The following is a 17,135-nucleotide window of genomic DNA, read 5'->3' on the forward strand; positions in this document are numbered from 1 at the left end:
TTTACTGTTACTGTCCTCGAGACGATGCGGTCGAGAAACCCGATGAAGGGATGCGCATGACGGAGAAGACGGTTCCGGGCACGCCGGCGTGGCTGCGCACCCGCAACGACCGCACCGCCCTCGGCCTCTTCTTCGAGCACGGCGAGCTGACGCGCAATCGGCTCGTCGCCCTCACCGGACTCTCCAAGCCCACGGCATCACAGATGGTGCAGCGGCTCGAGTCGCTCGACCTCATCAGCGAGACGGGCGCCGTCTCCGGCCGCCCGGGCCCGAGCGCCGCGACCTACGCGGTGCGCGCCGACGCCGCCCTCGGGGTCGCGGTCGACATCGACGCCAACGCGATGCGAGCGACGGTCGTCGACCTCACGTCCACGGATCGGCCGACCGTCGAACTCCCCCTCGCGCGCACCGCTCGCGACCGCTCGCCGGTGGGCGACGTCCGCCGCGCGATCGTCGAGGCGACGGATGCCGCCGGCGTCGACTCATCGCACATCTCCGCCGTCTGCGTCGCCGTCCAGGGTGCGGTCGACCCCCGCGGCGACGATCTGCGCTTCGCGGACACGCTTCCCGGCTGGCCGCGCACGCACGTGCGCACGGCGCTCGAAGACGCACTCGGCATCGCCGTCACGATCGACAATGACGTGAACCTCGCTGCGCTCGCAGAACGCTCCGCCGGCGCGGGAGCCGGTCTCGACAGCTTCGCGCTGCTGTGGCTCGGCGAGGGCCTCGGACTCGCGATGGACCTCGGCGGCACGGTGCACCGCGGCTTCGCCGGTTCGGCGGGCGAGATCGGATACGTCCCCGTGCCCCGCACGGCGCTCGACCTGGACCCCGACGCCACCGACCTGCAGAGCCTCATCGGCGGCATCCGCGTCGCCCGGCTCGTGCGAGAGGCCGGCGGTCGCGCCCGCACGTATCGCGCCGCGATCGACGCGCTGCGCAGCGATCAGGCGCTCTGCGACGAGGTCATGCGCGCGTATGCACCCCGCGTCGCCGTGGCGCTTCTGCCCGCCCTCGCGATGCTCGACCCGGAGCGGATCGTCCTGGGCGGTGCCACCGGGGCGCTCGGCGGCCCCGCGCTCGCGCAGGCCGTGGCATCCGTCATCCGTCGCCACACCCGGTGGAGCCCCGACGTCGCCGCCACCGGCATCGCGACCACCCCCGTCCTGCGGGGTGCCGGCGAGCGCCTCGTCGCCGATCTGCGGGCATCCGTCTTCGACCGGCTCGACCGCATCTGAATCCGCAACACCCACCCCTCCACCCAACAGAAAGGTCACGTCCGTGATCCCCACCAAACGGCTCGTCGCCCTCGCGGCGATCGCGTCGGCAGCGGCGCTGACGCTCGCCGGCTGTTCCGGCACCGGCGCCAGCAGCGGAACCGACATCGGCCCCTCGCCGTCGAAGCTCTCCGGCACGGTGTCGCTCTGGCACTTCTTCACCGACCGCGAGGCAGCGGTCATCCAGTCGGTCGTCGACGACTTCGAGAAGGCCAACCCCGGCGTCAAGGTCGAGGTGCACTCCGGTCAGGACGACACGAAGCTCACCACCGCCATCGCGTCGGGCAAGCCCGTCGACGTCGGCATCTCGTACTCGACGGACATCGTGGGCAGCTTCTGCTCGTCCGGCGCGTTCGTGGATCTGTCCCCGTACATCAAGCGCGACAACGTGGACATGAACGCGTTCCCGCAGGTCGTCCGCTCGTACACCGAGTACAAGGGCACGCGCTGCACGCTGCCGATGCTGGCCGACGCCTACGGCCTCTATTACAACAAGGACATCCTGTCCCAGTTCGGCTACACGGAGCCTCCGAAGACGCTCACCGAGCTGCAGACGATGGCCGAGAAGATGACGACCTACAACCCGGACGGCTCGATCAAGACCCTCGGCTTCAACCCGCTGATGGGCTGGGCGGAGAACGCCGCCGCGCACTACGGACCCTCCGCAGGAGCCGAATGGCTCAACAAGAAGGGCGAGGCCATCATCTCCCAGTCCCCGGGCTGGACCGAGCTGATGCAGTGGCAGAAGGCGTACGTCGACAAGATCGGCTACGACAGGCTCAACACCTTCACGTCGGGCCTCGGTCAGGAGTTCTCGGCCGACAACGCGTTCCAGACCGGCCAGGTCGCGATGAACCTCGACGGCGAATGGCGCACGGCCTTCATCAAGGACCAGAAGCCCGGCCTGAACTACGACACGGCGCCGTTCCCGACCACCGACTCCCACACGGATCTCTACGGCGGCGGCTATCTCACGGGCAACATCGCCGGCATCGGCAAGGGCTCGAAGAACAAGGAGCTCGCCTGGGCCCTGCTCAAGTACCTCACGACCGACACCAACGCCGTCGTGAAGCTCGCGAACGGCCTCGGCAACGTGCCGACGACGAAGGATGCGATCGCCTCCCCCGATCTGAAGCTCCCTGCCCAGTTCGGCACGTTCCTCAAGGTCATGGCGAACGAGCACTCGATGACCACACCGCCGAGCCCCGTGGGCGCCGGCTACCAGCAGACGTTCAACGACTTCTGGAACAAGTGGCAGTCCGGCCAGGTCACGGATCTCCAGGCGGGACTGAAGACCGTCGACAAGCAGATCAACGACGCCATCGCCCTGACCAAGGGACCGTAGCGGATGACCGAGACCCTCGCGGTCACCGGGCGGGCGGCGCAAGCCGCCCGCCCGGAGGGCCACCGCCGCTCCACCCCCGCCACCCGCCGGCGCGCGCTCGTCGCACTGGCGTTCTGCTCCCCGATGCTGCTGGGGCTCGCGATCTTCTTCGTCTATCCGCTGATCGCGAGCGTGTACTACTCGTTCACCAGCTACAACCTGGTCTCCCCGCCGGTCTTCATCGGCCTGCGCAACTACATCTACCTGTTCACCCAGGACCCGCTCGTGGGCACCGCGGCCTTCAACACGCTGTGGTTCGTCGTCTTCCTCGTCCCCATCCGCATCCTGACGGCCATGGGGGTCGCGGGGCTCCTCGCGCGCGCCAGGACGGCATCGGGATTCTGGCGGACGGTCTTCTACCTGCCGTCGCTCGTTCCCCCGGTCGCGGCCGTCGTCGCCTTCGTCTTCCTCTTCAACCCCGGGGTCGGCCCGGTCAACCAGATCCTCGCGCGGTTCGGCATCCAAGGCCCCCTGTGGTTCAACGATCCCGCGTGGTCGAAGCCCTCGCTCGTGATCCTCGGCGTGTGGGTGATGGGCGACATCATGATCATCTTCCTGGCCGCCCTGCTCGACGTCCCGACCGAGCAGTACGAGGCAGCATCGCTCGACGGCGCGAACGGCCTGCAGAAGCTCCGCTATGTGACCTTCCCGAACATGGTCCCGGTGCTGCTGTTCGCCCTCATCACCGGCATCATCGCCGCGCTCCAGTACTTCACCGAGGCGTCCGTGGCATCCACCGTCGCGAGCGGCAAAGCGAGCGTCGGCGAGGGAGCCGGGGCCACGATGGGCTACCCCGACAACTCGCTCCTCACCTACACCCAATGGCTGTACGTGCGCGGGTTCAACAACTTCCAGCTGGGCTACGCGAGTGCGCTGGCCGTCGTGCTGTTCCTCGTCGCGGGACTGTTCCTCGTGATCCTGCTGCGTCGGGTGAACGCGTTCAACCCGGAGGGCGCCCGCTGATGTCGACGCTGACGCAGCCGACGGTCCTCGACCCCGTCGCCTACGCACCGCGGCGCAAGGTGCGCCGGCCAAGCACCGTGCTCATGTGGATCGCCGAGCACGCCCTGCTCGTCGCCCTCGTCGTGATGTTCCTCTTCCCCGTCGTGTTCGTGACGCTGACGTCGCTCATGACCGCGGATCAGACGCTCACCGGAGCCCTGTGGCCGAACCCGTTCACGCTGCAGAACTACGCGAAGTCGTTCACGGATGCTCCGCTCGCCCTCTGGTTCGCGAACTCGGCGATGTACGCGATCCTCGCGACGCTGTTCATGCTCGTCTCCAGCGTTCCCGCCGCGTACGCGCTGGCGAAGCTCAAGTTCCCGGGATCGAACGTGCTGTTCGTCGCGATCATCGTCGCGATGCTGCTCCCGCCTCAGGTCACCGCCGTGCCCGTCTACGTGCTGTGGACGCAGGTCGGGCTCACCGGGTCGCTGTGGCCGCTGATCCTCCCGAACCTCCTCGGCGACGCGTTCAGCATCTTCCTGCTGCGGCAGTTCTTCCTCACCATCCCACCCGAGTACTCGGATGCCGCGCGGATCGACGGCGCCGGCGAGCTCGGCGTCCTCATCCGCGTGATCGTGCCGATGACGAAGCCCGGCATCGCGGCGGCGGCCATCTTCATGTTCTTCCACTCGTGGAACGACTACTTCGGCCCCCTCCTGTACGCGTCGGAGAACCCGGCGGCCTGGCCGGTCGCCTACGGCCTCGCGACGTTCCGCGGGTCGCACGGCACCGACTGGGGGATCACGATGGCGATGACCATGATCATCACGATCCCGGTCGTCATCGTGTTCTTCTTCGCGCAACGCGTGTTCGTCGAGGGCATCACGCTCTCCGGTGTGAAGGGCTGACATGAAGCTCGCTGTCGTCGGGGGCGGGTCGACCTACACCCCCGAGCTGATCGACGGGTTCGCGCGCATGCGCGACACCCTGCCCATCGAGGAGCTGTGGCTCGTCGACACGGATGCGTCGCGCCTCGAGCTCGTCGGGGGGATGAGTGCGCGCATGTTCCGCGCCGCCGGCCACACCGGGCGGATCGTTCCGACGACGGATCTCGTGGCGGGCGTCTCGGACGCGGACGCCGTACTCATCCAGTTGCGCGTCGGCGGACAAGATGCGCGGCGCGGCGACGAGACCTTCCCGCACGCGTGCGGCTGCGTCGGCCAGGAGACGACGGGTCCGGGCGGATTCGCGAAGGCCATGCGCACGGTCCCGGTCGTGCTGCGCATCGCGGACGCTGTTCGCCGGCATGCGAAGCCGGATGCGTGGATCATCGATTTCACGAACCCCGTCGGCATCGTCACGCGCGCCCTGCTCCAGGAGGGCCACCGCGCGGTGGGCCTGTGCAACGTGGCGATCGGCTTCCAGCGCCGGTTCGCGGCGATGCTCGGCGTGTCTCCGGAGGCCGTGCGACTCGATCACGTCGGTCTCAACCACCTCACGTGGGAGCGCGGCGCTCATGTCGACGGCCAGGATGCGCTGCCCGGGCTCTTGAAGACACGCCTCGCAGACCTCGCGCACGAGGTCGAGCTCCCCGCATCCCTGCTGTCGCTCCTCGACATGGTCCCGTCCTACTACCTGCGCTACTACTACGCGCACGACGAGGTGCTGCACGAGCAGGAGGGCGCGCCCACCCGCGCCGACGCCGTCCAGGAGGTCGAGCGGGCGCTCCTCGAGCTCTACGCCGACCCGGCACAGGACACGAAGCCCGAGGCGCTGACCAAGCGCGGTGGCGCGTTCTACTCCGAAGCCGCCGTGGATCTCATGGCGTCGCTGCGCTCGGACCGCGGGGACGTCCAGGTCGTGAACCTGCGCAACGACGGCGTCCTGCCGTTCCTCCCGGACGATCACGTCATCGAGGTCCCCGCCGTCGTGGGAGCGTCGGGCGTCGAAGCCCTCGAGGTCGCTCCCCTGCCGGACGACATCACGGGTCTCATCTCGCACGTCGCCGCGTACGAGCGGCTGGCGCTGGATGCCGCGGTCCACGGCGGCCGCGACCGCGTGCTGCGGGCGATGCTCGCGCATCCGCTCGTGCAGCAGTACGACCGCGCCGAGAAGCTCACCGACCTCCTCATCGCCGGCAATCGGGAGCACCTGGCGTGGGCGTGATCGACGGGATGGATGTGGCGGCACAGGCAGCCCTTCGTGGGGGGGGGGGGGGGGGGCCGGCCCACCGGGGGGGGGGGGGGGGAGGGCGCGCGGGGGGGGCGCGGGGTGTGGGTGGGGCCGCCCCCGCCCCCCGTGGGGGGGCCGCCGCGGGGGCCGCCCCACGACGGAGTGGTCGTCGCGATCGACGGCGGAGGGAGCAAGACGGATGCGGTGGCCCTGACCCTCGCGGGCGAGGTCGTCGCGCGGGCCCGCGCCGGTGGCTCGAGCCCGCAGAATCTCGGGATCGAGGGAGCGCTCGGAGTGCTCGACGGGCTGATGGCCGATCTTCTCGGCCGACTCCCGGAGATGAGGGTGGTGCGCGTGCAGGCGTATCTCTCCGGGCTCGACCTCGCCGAGGAGGTCGCCGCCTTCCGCGCGGCGGCCGCCGACGCCGCGTGGGCTCCCGCCGACGCATCCGCCCTCGTGGTCGACAACGATCTGTTCGCGCTCCTGCGGGCGGGCACCGACGAACCCGATGCCGTCGCCGTCGTGTGCGGCACCGGCATCAACGCGATCGGGGTGCGCGCCGACGGCGCGACGGTCCGCTTCCCGGCGCTCGGCATGATCACCGGCGACTGGGGCGGCGGATGGCACCTGGGCGAGCAGGCGCTGTGGCACGCGGCGCGCGCGGTCGACGGAAGAGGCCCGTCGACCGCGCTCACCGCCGCCATCCCGCCGGTGTTCGGCCTGTCGTCCATCGACGAGGTGATCCGCGCGCTGCACGTCGGAGACGTGCCGTCCGACGCTCTCTCGCAGATCTGCCCGGCACTGTTCGCGTGCGCGGACGCGGGGGACGCCGTCGCGCAGGCGCTCGTGGACCGTCAGGTGGAGGAGATCGCGGTGCTCGCGACGACGACGCTGCGCCGGCTCGGGCTGCTCGACGCCGACGTGCCGGTCGTGCTCGGGGGCGGCGTCATCGCCGCCGGCAACGGGCGACTCATGGACGGTGTGCGGTCCGCGCTCTCGGTCGACGCTCCCCACGTCCGCGTCGTGCACGTGGAGTCCCCGCCGGTCGTCGGCGCGGCGCTCCTCGCACTGGCGGGTGCGGACGCGGATGCCACGGCCCTCGCCCGCGCGCGCGATGAGTCCGCGCGATAAGACCGACCACGTTCACAGGGTTCTTTCAGACTGGTTACGATGGGGTGCTCGCCCAAGGTTTCGAGAAACCCGGCGGCTCGACCGCGGTGACATCCGCGAGTCGACGAACAGCATCCAATCGGGGAGAGACCACATGACCGACCAGCAGCCGCCGACCTACCCCACGCCCCCGGCGTCCGAAGCTCCGGCGCCCGTGGGAGCCCCGGCGCCCGCGGGAGCCCCGGGTTACGCCGCCGCGCCGCCCGCGCCCGTCGGACCGCCGCTCGCGCCGAAGACGAACACCCTCGCGATCATCTCGCTCATCACCGCCTTCTTCGTGTCGCTCGCGGCGGTCATCTGCGGACACATCGCACTGAGCCAGATCAAGAAGCGCGGCGAGGGCGGGCGTGGCCTCGCGATCGCGGGCCTCATCCTCGGGTACCTCGGCCTCGTCGCAGGCATCGTGTGGCTGATCATCGTCTTCGCCGTCATCGTCCCGGCCAGCACGAGCCTCGTGTCGAAGGCGACGGACTGCACCAAGGTCGTCACCGCGGGTTCCACGATGATCACCTCGGTCAGCACCGCGTTCGCGGAGGCCTCGACGTCTCCGGAGAAGGCGCAGGCCGACACGAAGCAGGCGACCGACACGTTCAAGAGCGAGACCGCGGGCATCAAGGACGCGCAGGTCGCTGCAGACGTCAAGACGGTCAACGCCAAGCTCGACGCGATGAACCAGGCGTTCTCCGAGCTCGTCGCCTCCGGCGGCCAGGGCGACCCGGCGGCGCTGCAGACGGCGGCGCAGGACGTCGACACGGCGATCGGCGACCTCACCGCGACCTGCACCGGCGCCTCCAAGTAGGCCGTTCGGCGTAGAACGAGGGGATGACGGCGGCCGCCGTCATCCCCTCCGTCATTCCAGCCCGAGCACGCGGCGCGTATACGCGTTGCGGAATACGCCGCTCGGATCGAGCTCCCGCATCAGCGCGACGGCATCCTCGAGGAGCTCGTACCGCTCGGAGGCATGGGCGGATGCGAACCACTTGCCCCAGTGCGGCCGAGGCGCGAACGGCTCGAGCGCCGCCTCGATCTCGGGCAGGAGCGCGGCGACCTCGGCCGGGCGGCTCCGCCACGTGAAGTGGATCGCCAGGCTGTTGCGCCCGTGCGCGGTGCTGAGCCAGAGGTCGTCGGCGGCGACGGTGCGCAGCTCCGTGACGAGCAGCAGCGGGTCGATCCGGTCGCGGAGGCCCCGGACGGCGGAGAGGGCGGATGCGGCATCCTCCAGCGCGACGAAGTACTCCGACTGGATCTCGTCGCCCTGAGCTGACGGCTGCCGGTCGAACCGGAAGTGGGGCAGCCTCGCGTGCCACGGGCCTGCCTCGCCCTGCCGCGTGGTGTTGTCCCCGCCGTCGTCGACGGGCGCGACCTGGCGCATCGCACGCACGCCGCCGCGCCAGGCGTCCGGCGGCGGAGCGAGTTCGCGAGACTTCAGCCACACCTGCTCGGCGCGCTCCCCCGACCAGTGCCCGAAGACGCTGACGCTGTCGGCCGCGCCGAAGACGCCGACGGGGTCGCCGAGCACCTCGTCCCACGGCACGCCGAGGTACACGTCCTGGCGCATGTCGAACCGCGGCTCGAGCGCGAGCGTCAGGTGCGTGACGACGCCGATCGCGCCGAGGTGCACGACGGCTCCGGCGAACCGCGGATCGTCGCGGTCGAGGAGCAGGATGCCGCCGTCCGCGGTCACGAGCTCCAGTCCTGTCACCGCCGTCGACAGATTCCCGAGGCGCAGGCCCGAGCCATGGGTCGCCGTCGCCGTCGCACCGCCGACGGAGATGTGGGGCAGCGACCCCATGTTGTGGAGGGCGAGGCCCGCGGCATCCACCGCCATCGCGACCGCTGCGTACGGCACCTGGGCTGCGACACGCACGCTCGCGGCATCGACGTCGACCTCGACGTCCGCCGGCAGTTCGCGCAGCGACACGAGGACCTCGCTGTCGGCGATGTCGTTGAACGAATGCCGCGTGCCGAGTGCGCGCATGTGCGGCGCCCCAGCGACGACGCGCTGCAGCTCGCCAAGGCTGCGGGGACTGACGACGCGGCCGGCATACGTGTGGGTCCCGGCCCAGTTCTGCTCGCTCACGCGTTCATCATCCCGCGAGCGCCGGTCACGAAGGGAGTCGAACCGAGGAGCGGAGTCCGGCGCGCAGGAAGCCGCACTCCCCTCCTCGAATCGACTCCCCTCGTCGGCGCCGCACCCCACCCACCCACCCGCCCGCGAGCGCCGGCGCCGCGCGCGCTCAGCGGGCCGCGAGATCGTCGGCGAACGCGGTGCTCTGGTCGCGATGCGAGGCGAAGGCCTCGGCGAGCGCGTCGCGCACGATCCGGATGCTGGCACTGCCCTGTGCGGCGGTGCGGGTCGCGGTGAAGACCTCGCGGACGGGCGAGCCGGGCAGGTCCGCGAGCGCGACCCCCTCCGGGCGGGCGCTCCAGATGAGGTCGGGCAGCATGCCCACGGCATGACCGGCCGCGACGAGCCGCACGTGCACCGTGAGGTCCGCCGCCTCGTACCGGACGTCCGGCTCGAAGCCGGCCGCACGGCACTGCTGCACCGCCCACTCCCTCGCGGCCGTGCCGCGCGGCTCCATCACCCAGGCACGGTCGCGCAGGTCACCGAGCGCGCGCACGCCCTCCGCATCCGGGATGACGAGCCGGATCGGGTCCTCGCCGATGAGGGCGTGGTCCGTGCCCTCGGCCCGCGGACGCGTGTGCCCCGGATACTGCTCGGCGATCACGACGTCCACCCGCCGTGCCGTCAGCTCGGACAGCCCTTCCTCCGGCGGCTCCTCTGCCATCGTCACCCGCAGGTCCGGCGTCCGCTGCGCGATGAGGGACAGCGCCGCCGGCACGAGCGCCTCCGCCGCCGTCGGCATCGCGCTGATGCGCACGGGCTCCAGCATCAGGCTCCCGGATGCGAGGGCGCGCTGCGCCGCCTCGTCGAGGTCGAGCGCCCGCGACGCGTACTCCGCGAGGAGCCTCCCCTGGGCGGTGAGGCGGATGCGTCGTCCGTCCGGTTCGAAGAGCGCGACGCCCGCCTCGCGCTCGAGGAGGGACAGCTGCTGGGATACCGTCGACGTGCTGTACGACAGCGCCGAGGCGACCTCGGCGATCGTGCCGCGGAGCGCGAACTCGTGCAGCAGGCGGAGCCGTCGCAGCTCGAACATGGGGATCTCCATCCATTCGACGAGGCCGAACATAAACCATCGTAAACGTGCGCTTTTCACGACGATAGGACGGGCTCACACTGGTGGGATGACCCCCCAGCCCTCCGCCCCCCACGAGACCTCGGCCACCCCGCCGTCCGTGTCGGACCTCTCCGCCCTCGCCGACGACGCCGTCGAGCTGGTCCGCCGCTGGCTCGTCGAGAGCCGCGACGTCCCTGTGGATGCCGCCGCCCAGCGCCTCGCCGGCGTCCTCCGCGACGAGCACGGCCTCGATTTCACCGTCGGCTTCGTCGACGGCGTCGTGCGCCCCGAGGACACGAAGGTCGCCGCGCGCAAGCTGCGCGAGCTGACCCCGCTGACCCCGAAGTTCCTCCCGGCGCCGCTGCGCGGCGCCATCGGGATGGGCGGCGCCTTCGCTCCCGCCTTCCCCGGCATCGTCGTGCCGATCAGCCGCCGCGTGCTGCGCAGCATGGTCCGCCACCTCATCGTCGACGCCCGCGACGACAAGCTCGGCGCCGCGATCGCGCGCATCCGCGAGCAGCAGGATGTGCGCCTGAACATCAACCTGCTCGGCGAGGCGATCCTCGGCCGCGACGAGGCGACCCGCCGCCTCGAGGGCACGCGACGACTGCTCCTGCGCGACGACGTCGACTACGTGTCGATCAAGGTGTCGTCGACGGTCGCCCCGCACAGCCCGTGGGCGTTCGACGAGGCCGTCGAGCACGCGGCATCCGCCCTCATCCCCCTCTACCGCATCGCCGCGACGGCGAAGGGCGGGAACAAGTTCATCAACCTCGACATGGAGGAGTACAAGGACCTCGACCTCACGATCGCGGTCTTCACCTCGATCCTCGACCGCCCGGAGTTCAAGAACCTCGAAGCGGGCATCGTCCTCCAGGCATACCTGCCCGACGCGCTCGGCGCGATGATGCGCCTCCAGGAGTGGGCCGCGGCCCGTCTCGCAGACGGCGGCGCGCCGATCAAGGTGCGCGTCGTCAAGGGCGCCAACCTCCCCATGGAGACGGTGGATGCCGAGACCCACGGCTGGCCGCTCGCGACCTGGTCGACGAAGCAGCAGTCCGACTCGTCCTACAAGGCGGTCCTCGAGTACGCCCTGCGCCCCGAGCACATCGGCAGCGTCCGCATCGGGATCGCCGGCCACAACCTCTTCGACATCGCGCTCGCCTGGCTCCTCGCGTCGAAGCGCGGCGTCACGGAGGGCATCGAGTTCGAGATGCTGCTCGGCATGGCCTCTGCGCAGGCGACCGTCGTCAAGCGCACGGTGGGCTCGCTCCTGCTCTACACGCCCGTCGTCCACCCCGACGAGTTCGACGTCGCCATCGCGTACCTCATCCGGCGCCTCGAGGAGGGTGCGTCGCACGAGAACTTCATGTCGGCCGTGTTCGACCTGGATGCGGATCCCGCGCTGTTCGACCGCGAGAAGGAGCGCTTCCTCGCATCCGTGAAGGGCGTGCCCACCACAGTCCCGGCGCCGAACCGCGTGCAGGACCGCACCGCGCCGGAGCCCCCCGCGCCCGCCGATGCGTTCGCCAACACCCCGGACACGGACCCGAGCCTCGCCGTGAACCGCGGCTGGGGCGACGGCATCCGCACCCGGATGGAGGGCTCGGCGCTCGGCGAGCAGACCGTGCGCGAGCACACGCTGTCCACGCCCGAGCAGGTCGACGAGGTCATCGCCGCCGCCGTCGCCGCGGGCGCCGCGTGGCGCGCGCTCGGCGCCGAAGGCCGCGCCGCCATCCTCCACCGCGCGGGCGATGTGATGGAGGCCCGCCGCGGGGAGCTTCTCGAGGTCATGGGCTCGGAGGCCGGGAAGGTCATCGAGCAGGGCGACCCCGAGGTGTCCGAGGCGATCGACTTCGCGCACTACTACGCCGAGAGCGCGCGCCTGCTCGCGGACGTCGACGGCGCCGAGATGCGACCGGTCGGCCTCACGGTCGTCACCCCGCCGTGGAACTTCCCGGTGGCCATCCCGGCCGGCTCGACACTGTCGGCGCTCGCCTCGGGCTCCCCCGTGATCATCAAGCCCGCCAAGCAGGCGCGTCGCTCCGGCGCGGTGATGGTAGAGGCCCTGTGGGAGGCTGGCGTCCCGCGCGAGGTGCTGCAGTACGTGCAGCTGACGAGCCACGACCTCGGCACGAAGCTCGTGAGCGACCCGGCCGTCGGCCGTGTCATCCTCACCGGCGGCTACGAGACGGCGGAGCTCTTCCGCGGTTTCCGCCCCGACCTTCCGCTGCTCGCGGAGACCAGCGGCAAGAACGCGATCATCGTCACCCCGAGCGCCGATCTCGACCTCGCGGCGAAGGATGTCGCGTACTCGGCGTTCGGCCACGCGGGCCAGAAGTGCTCGGCGGCATCCCTCGTCGTCCTCGTCGGCTCCGCGGCGCGGTCCGAGCGGTTCCGCCGCCAGCTCGTGGACGCCGTGCGCGCGTACGACGTGGGCATGCCGTGGGACGGCTCGTCGCGCATCGGACCGCTCATCGGCCCGGCCGACGGCAAGCTCCTCTCCGCGCTCACCACGCTCGAGGCCGGGCAGTCGTGGCTGCTGAAGCCCGAGAAGCTCGACGACGCCGGACAGGTGTGGCGTCCGGGCATCCGTGACGGCGTGCGGCCGGGCAGCGAGTTCCACAAGGTCGAGTACTTCGGCCCGGTCCTCGGCATCATGACCGCCGGCTCCCTCGACGAGGCGATCGACATCGTCAACGCCATCGACTACGGACTGACCTCGGGCCTGCACTCGCTCGACGAGGACGAGATCCAGCAGTGGCTCGCCCGCATCCAGGCCGGAAACGTCTACGTCAACCGCGGGACGACCGGCGCGATCGTGCAGAGCCAGCCCTTCGGCGGCTGGAAGAAGTCGGTCGTCGGCGCCGGCACGAAGGCCGGCGGCCCGAACTACCTGGTCGGTCTCGCCGAGTGGGCGGATGCCCCGGCGACGAGCGAGCGGGCGCTGGACGCCGCCGCGAACGCCGCGGTCGCCGCGCTCGGCGACGAGGCGGACGCGAAGTGGCTGCGCGGGGCCCTCGCCACCGACATCGATGCGTGGGAGTCGGAGTTCGGCGCCGTGCGCGACGTCACGGGCCTCACGACAGAGCAGAACGCCCTCCGCTATCAGGCGGTGCCGGTGACGGTCCGCTACGAGGGCGACCGCGTCGCCGAGCTCGTCCGTGTCGTCGCCGCGGGTCTCCGCGTCCGCTCCGCCGTGACCGTGAGCACGTCCGCCGACCTCCCGTCGGGGGTCGCGACGTGGCTCGCCCGCAACGGCGTGAGCGCCGCGGTGGAGAACCCCGTGGTGTGGGGCGCCCGCGCGGCAGCGCTCGCCGCGCAGAGCGGCCGCGTCCGCGTGATCGGCGCCGACGCCCACCCGACGGCGGTCGCCGTGGCGGGCTCGCCGAATCTCGCGATCTACGCGAACCCGGTGGTGTCCGCGGGCCGCGTCGAGCTGCTGACGTTCCTCCGCGAGCAGGCGGTCTCCATCACGGCGCACCGCTTCGGCACCCCGCACCGGTACGAGATCCCGCTGCTGCAGCCCGCGAGCTGACACGACGAGGGAGGGGGATGCGGCCGCATCCCCCTCCTTCGCTCACAGCGGTCGTACACCCGCGCGGAATAGCATCCGTCGACCCTGTTTCTTCTTCGCCGGAGCTGCATGCCGATGCCGTCGTCGTCCCGACGCCCCCGTCCCATCGCCTGGATCCTCGTCGGCGCCGCCGGCCTCGTGGTCGCGACCCTCGTCGTCACCGGCGTCGCCGCGGCCTTCGGCGGTCACCAGACGGCCGCAGCGCAGCCCACGGCGAAGCCGGTCGTACAGACGCCGACCCTGCCGCCGATCACGCCTCTCCCGAGCGCTGTGTGCATGGTCAGCTTCACCGGTCAGGACATCACCGCGTCGCCCCAGGAGCAGACCGTGGGCGCGCTCTACGCCGGTCTGCCGATCCCGGAGCGGGCCGGCTACGTCTTCGCCGGCTGGTACCGCAGCGCCGCCGATGCGTCATCCCTCAATGCCGCCGACCGGGTCAACGGCGCCCAGATCGTCCAGTGCGCTTCGGGGCCCGAGACCCTCTACGGCGGGTGGATGACGACTGCCGCCGTCGCCGCGGCGAAGGTCCGAGTGCCGGTGCTGATGTACCACCAGTTCACGACGAAGCCGCAGGGCGAGAAGACGTGGCTGAAGGCGAACTTCGACTACATCGGCGACTTCGAGAACAACATGGCCTACCTCTCCGATCAGAAGTTCTACCTGCCCACGTGGGACGAGCTGAACGCCTTCATCGACGGCAAGCTCTATCTGCCGAAGAAGTCGGTCGTGGTCACCGACGACGACGCCGACCCGACTTGGGAGACGCTCGCGGTCCCGATCGTCACGAAGTACAAGGTGCTCGCCACATCCTTCGTCATCACCTCCGCGCGCAAGGCCCCGTCGCCGTCGGTGTACGTGCTGCAGCGATCGCACACCGACAACATGCATTCGGCCGGCGCGAACGGCAAGGGCAAGATGGTCAACTACACGTACGACCAGGTCGTCGCGGACCTCAAGACCTCGGTCACGGTGCTCGGCGGGGTCACGGAGGCCTTCGCGTACCCCTACGGCCAGTTCAACGACACGGCGGAGAAGGCCCTGCACGACGTCGGGTTCTGGATGGCGTTCACGACCAAGCCCGGCTACGTCGTGGCGGGCGCCAAGAAGCTCGAGCTGCCGCGCGAGCGCATGAGCTTCGGGATGACGATGACCCAGTTCAAGGACATCGTCGGCTGAGCCGTCACTTCCAGACGTTCGGCGCCGGCGCCTTCGTCGGCGGAAGGGCGGATGCCACCGCCCACTCGTGCACCCACGGGTCGATGTCCGGCACGCCCTCGGGACGGCCGACGGCGGCGAAGAGCTCTTCGTGCGTGATCCGGCGATTGCCCTCGCGCGCGAGCATGCGCGCCCGCACGATCGCTCGCGCGTAGACCTCGCCGTCGACGACGGCGCGGTGCTCCATGTACACGGCCTTGTCGTCGTGGCCGAGCAGGCGGGACTCGACGTCGAACCGCTGCCAGAGCTGCAGGGACTTGCGGAAGGTGATGGTCTCCGCCGACACGACGGCGTACCAGCCGTTGGTCTTCATGGCGTCCCACACGCCGTTGCGGACGAGCAGGTCCCACCGCCCGAGATCGAACAGCGACAGGTAGCGGCCGTTGTTCATGTGCATGAGGATGTCGATGTCCGTCGGCAGGGTCGTCAGCCGCACGCGGCTCACCCCGGTCGGTTCGAGCCGCTCTCCGCGACGCAGGCGCCGCCGGGCCGAGAGGTGCACGAGGATCGTCCGCCAGATCACATTCACGAGGTGCGATCGTAGCCTTCGTCCCTACGATTCCCGATTCGGTTGTGAGATGCCACCAAACCTTCGGCTCCGTGGGGTCGGGGCCGCGCCTCAGGACTCGACGAGCGGAGTCGTTTCGATGACGGGAGTCGCCTTCGCCGCCGCGGCCTCCTCCGCCGGCCTGATCGACTCCGCTCCTCGGCCGGACCCGCGCGAGGATCGCCCCGGGAGGGTCAGCATCGCGATGACGGCGGTCGCCAGCGCGATCCCGACGCAGGCCCACATCGTGGCCTCGAGGCCGTCCATGAACGCCTGCCGCACGGCATCCGTCACCCCCGGCACCTTCGCGCCGACGGCGAGCCCGCCGAACACGCCGTCCTCGACGACCGTGCGCACGGAGTGCGGCAGCTGCGCCGGCAGGACGAGGTTCTGGACGTACACGCGGTTGAAGATGCTCCCGAGGATCGCGACGCCGAGCGGGCTCCCCGTCTTCTGCAGCGCCTGATACACCGACGATGCGGTGTTCGCGTCGTCCGGCGCGATGTGCGAGAGCGCGGCGGATGCGGCGGCGCTGAGCCCGAGCGCGATGCCGAACCCGAGCACCCCGGACCCGATGAGCACGAGCGACTCCGGCGTCGATGCGGTCGCCTGCGAGATCGTCCAGAGGCCCGCCGCGGCGATCACGTATCCGAGCCCCGACGCGAAACGCGCTCCCATGAGGCGCGTGGCGACGCTCGACAGGAGCGACGCCGGAACGAATCCGGCGATCACGGCGAGCAGCCGCACGCCCGAGCCCATCGCGTCCTGCCCGCCGATCGCCTGGAAGTACTGGGGCAGGAGGAACAGGAGGCCGGTCAGAGCCATCGACCCGATGGCGGGGACGATCGTGCCCGCCGTGAAGCCGCGCACCCGGAACAGCCGCGGCGGGATCACCGGGTTCCGCCCGGTGCGCGCGATCCACAGCTCGCAGAAGGCGAACGCGACGAGGATCAGGATGCCGGCCGCCATCCAGCCGAGCGCCGCCGCGTCGTCCCACCCGTTCTGACCCGCGGTGATGAGCCCGTAGGTGAGGGCCACCAGGCCGGCGGTGAATCCCACCATCCCGACGACGTCGACACGGCCGGCGTGGGTCGGCTTCGTCTCGGGGACGGTGAGCAGGATGCCGACGAGTGCGATGACGGCGACGGGCACGTTGATGAGGAACACCCAGCCCCACCACGCGTTCGTCAGGATCCAGCCGCCGAGGACGGGACCGAGCGGCATGCCGAGGAACGTCGCGCCCATCATGATGCCGATCGCCTTCGGCCGCTCCTCCGGCGTGAACATCACGGCGATCATCGCGAAGGTGACGACGGCGATGGCGGCGGCCGGCACGCCCATGAGCGCACGCGCCGCGATGAGCTCGCCCGGTGTGGTGGACAGCGCGCACCACAGCGACCCACCGGCGAAGACGACGAGCGCCCCGACGAGCGTCTTCCGCCGGCCGATGCGGTCTCCGAGGACGCCGGTGGGCAGCATCGCGGCGGCCAGCGTGAGCATGAACGCCGTACTGAACCATTGGAGCTCGGACTGCGACGCGTGCAGCTCGCGGGAGAGCGTCGGCAGCGCGACGGCGAGGATCGTGAGGTCGAGCCCGATGACGAGCGCGGCGACCGAGAACATGGCGAGTCCGACCCAGCGGCGCTTTGCGGTCATGATCCACTTC

At 70.7% G+C, this 17,135-nt stretch carries 13 protein-coding genes; 9 read left to right on the plus strand and 4 right to left on the minus strand.

Features of this window, described 5'->3' with window-relative positions:
- Nucleotides 1–56: 56 nt before the first annotated feature.
- From QSV35_RS08035 to QSV35_RS08065, 7 genes are all read left to right on the plus strand, one after another.
- Entirely contained in the window at nt 57–1,238 is a 1,182-nt protein-coding gene (locus tag QSV35_RS08035) for an ROK family transcriptional regulator (protein ID WP_286288141.1), read from the plus strand.
- Between the two features lie 43 nt (nt 1,239–1,281).
- Nucleotides 1,282–2,622, plus strand: a complete 1,341-nt coding sequence (locus QSV35_RS08040; protein WP_286288142.1) for an ABC transporter substrate-binding protein — start codon at nt 1,282–1,284, stop codon at nt 2,620–2,622.
- A gap of 3 nt (nt 2,623–2,625) precedes the next feature.
- Nucleotides 2,626–3,624 carry a carbohydrate ABC transporter permease gene (locus QSV35_RS08045; protein WP_286288143.1) on the plus strand — a complete coding sequence of 333 codons (999 nt, stop codon included), beginning with the start codon at nt 2,626–2,628 and terminating at the stop codon, nt 3,622–3,624.
- On the plus strand, nt 3,624–4,514 hold the full coding sequence (locus QSV35_RS08050; protein ID WP_286288144.1) for a carbohydrate ABC transporter permease: 891 nt from the start codon (nt 3,624–3,626) through the stop codon (nt 4,512–4,514). Before QSV35_RS08045 ends, QSV35_RS08050 begins: the two co-directional genes overlap by 1 nt.
- Nucleotide 4,515: 1 nt before the next feature.
- Nucleotides 4,516–5,772, plus strand: a complete 1,257-nt coding sequence (locus QSV35_RS08055; RefSeq protein ID WP_286288145.1) for a 6-phospho-beta-glucosidase — start codon at nt 4,516–4,518, stop codon at nt 5,770–5,772.
- Between the two features lie 168 nt (nt 5,773–5,940).
- A complete protein-coding gene (locus tag QSV35_RS08060) occupies nt 5,941–6,909 on the plus strand; it encodes an N-acetylglucosamine kinase (RefSeq protein WP_286288146.1) in 969 nt (322 codons plus the stop codon).
- Between the two features lie 133 nt (nt 6,910–7,042).
- Nucleotides 7,043–7,747 carry a DUF4190 domain-containing protein gene (locus QSV35_RS08065; RefSeq protein ID WP_286288147.1) on the plus strand — a complete coding sequence of 235 codons (705 nt, stop codon included), beginning with the start codon at nt 7,043–7,045 and terminating at the stop codon, nt 7,745–7,747.
- Between the two features lie 51 nt (nt 7,748–7,798).
- On the opposite strand, the gene QSV35_RS08070 is transcribed toward QSV35_RS08065, so the two are convergent.
- Nucleotides 7,799–9,028 carry an FAD-binding protein gene (locus tag QSV35_RS08070; RefSeq protein WP_286288148.1) on the minus strand — a complete coding sequence of 410 codons (1,230 nt, stop codon included), beginning with the start codon at nt 9,026–9,028 and terminating at the stop codon, nt 7,799–7,801.
- Between the two features lie 157 nt (nt 9,029–9,185).
- Complete coding sequence (locus QSV35_RS08075; RefSeq protein ID WP_286288149.1) at nt 9,186–10,142, minus strand: LysR substrate-binding domain-containing protein; 957 nt, start codon at nt 10,140–10,142, stop codon at nt 9,186–9,188.
- A 55-nt stretch (nt 10,143–10,197) separates the two neighbouring features.
- On the opposite strand from QSV35_RS08075, the gene QSV35_RS08080 reads away from it, so the two are divergent.
- Both QSV35_RS08080 and QSV35_RS08085 read left to right on the plus strand, forming a co-directional pair.
- Nucleotides 10,198–13,668, plus strand: coding sequence for a bifunctional proline dehydrogenase/L-glutamate gamma-semialdehyde dehydrogenase (locus tag QSV35_RS08080; RefSeq protein ID WP_286288150.1), 3,471 nt, complete (start codon nt 10,198–10,200; stop codon nt 13,666–13,668).
- A gap of 114 nt (nt 13,669–13,782) precedes the next feature.
- Complete coding sequence (locus QSV35_RS08085) at nt 13,783–14,883, plus strand: polysaccharide deacetylase family protein (protein WP_286288151.1); 1,101 nt, start codon at nt 13,783–13,785, stop codon at nt 14,881–14,883.
- A 4-nt stretch (nt 14,884–14,887) separates the two neighbouring features.
- Here the strand turns inward: QSV35_RS08085 and QSV35_RS08090 are convergent, their stop codons facing one another.
- Complete coding sequence (locus QSV35_RS08090) at nt 14,888–15,451, minus strand: acyl-CoA thioesterase (protein WP_286288152.1); 564 nt, start codon at nt 15,449–15,451, stop codon at nt 14,888–14,890.
- A 90-nt stretch (nt 15,452–15,541) separates the two neighbouring features.
- Complete coding sequence (locus tag QSV35_RS08095; RefSeq protein WP_286288153.1) at nt 15,542–17,125, minus strand: MFS transporter; 1,584 nt, start codon at nt 17,123–17,125, stop codon at nt 15,542–15,544.
- Nucleotides 17,126–17,135: the final 10 nt, after the last annotated feature.

Origin of the sequence: Microbacterium candidum, from assembly GCF_030315975.1 — a bacterium.
Taxonomy (GTDB): domain Bacteria; phylum Actinomycetota; class Actinomycetes; order Actinomycetales; family Microbacteriaceae; genus Microbacterium; species Microbacterium candidum.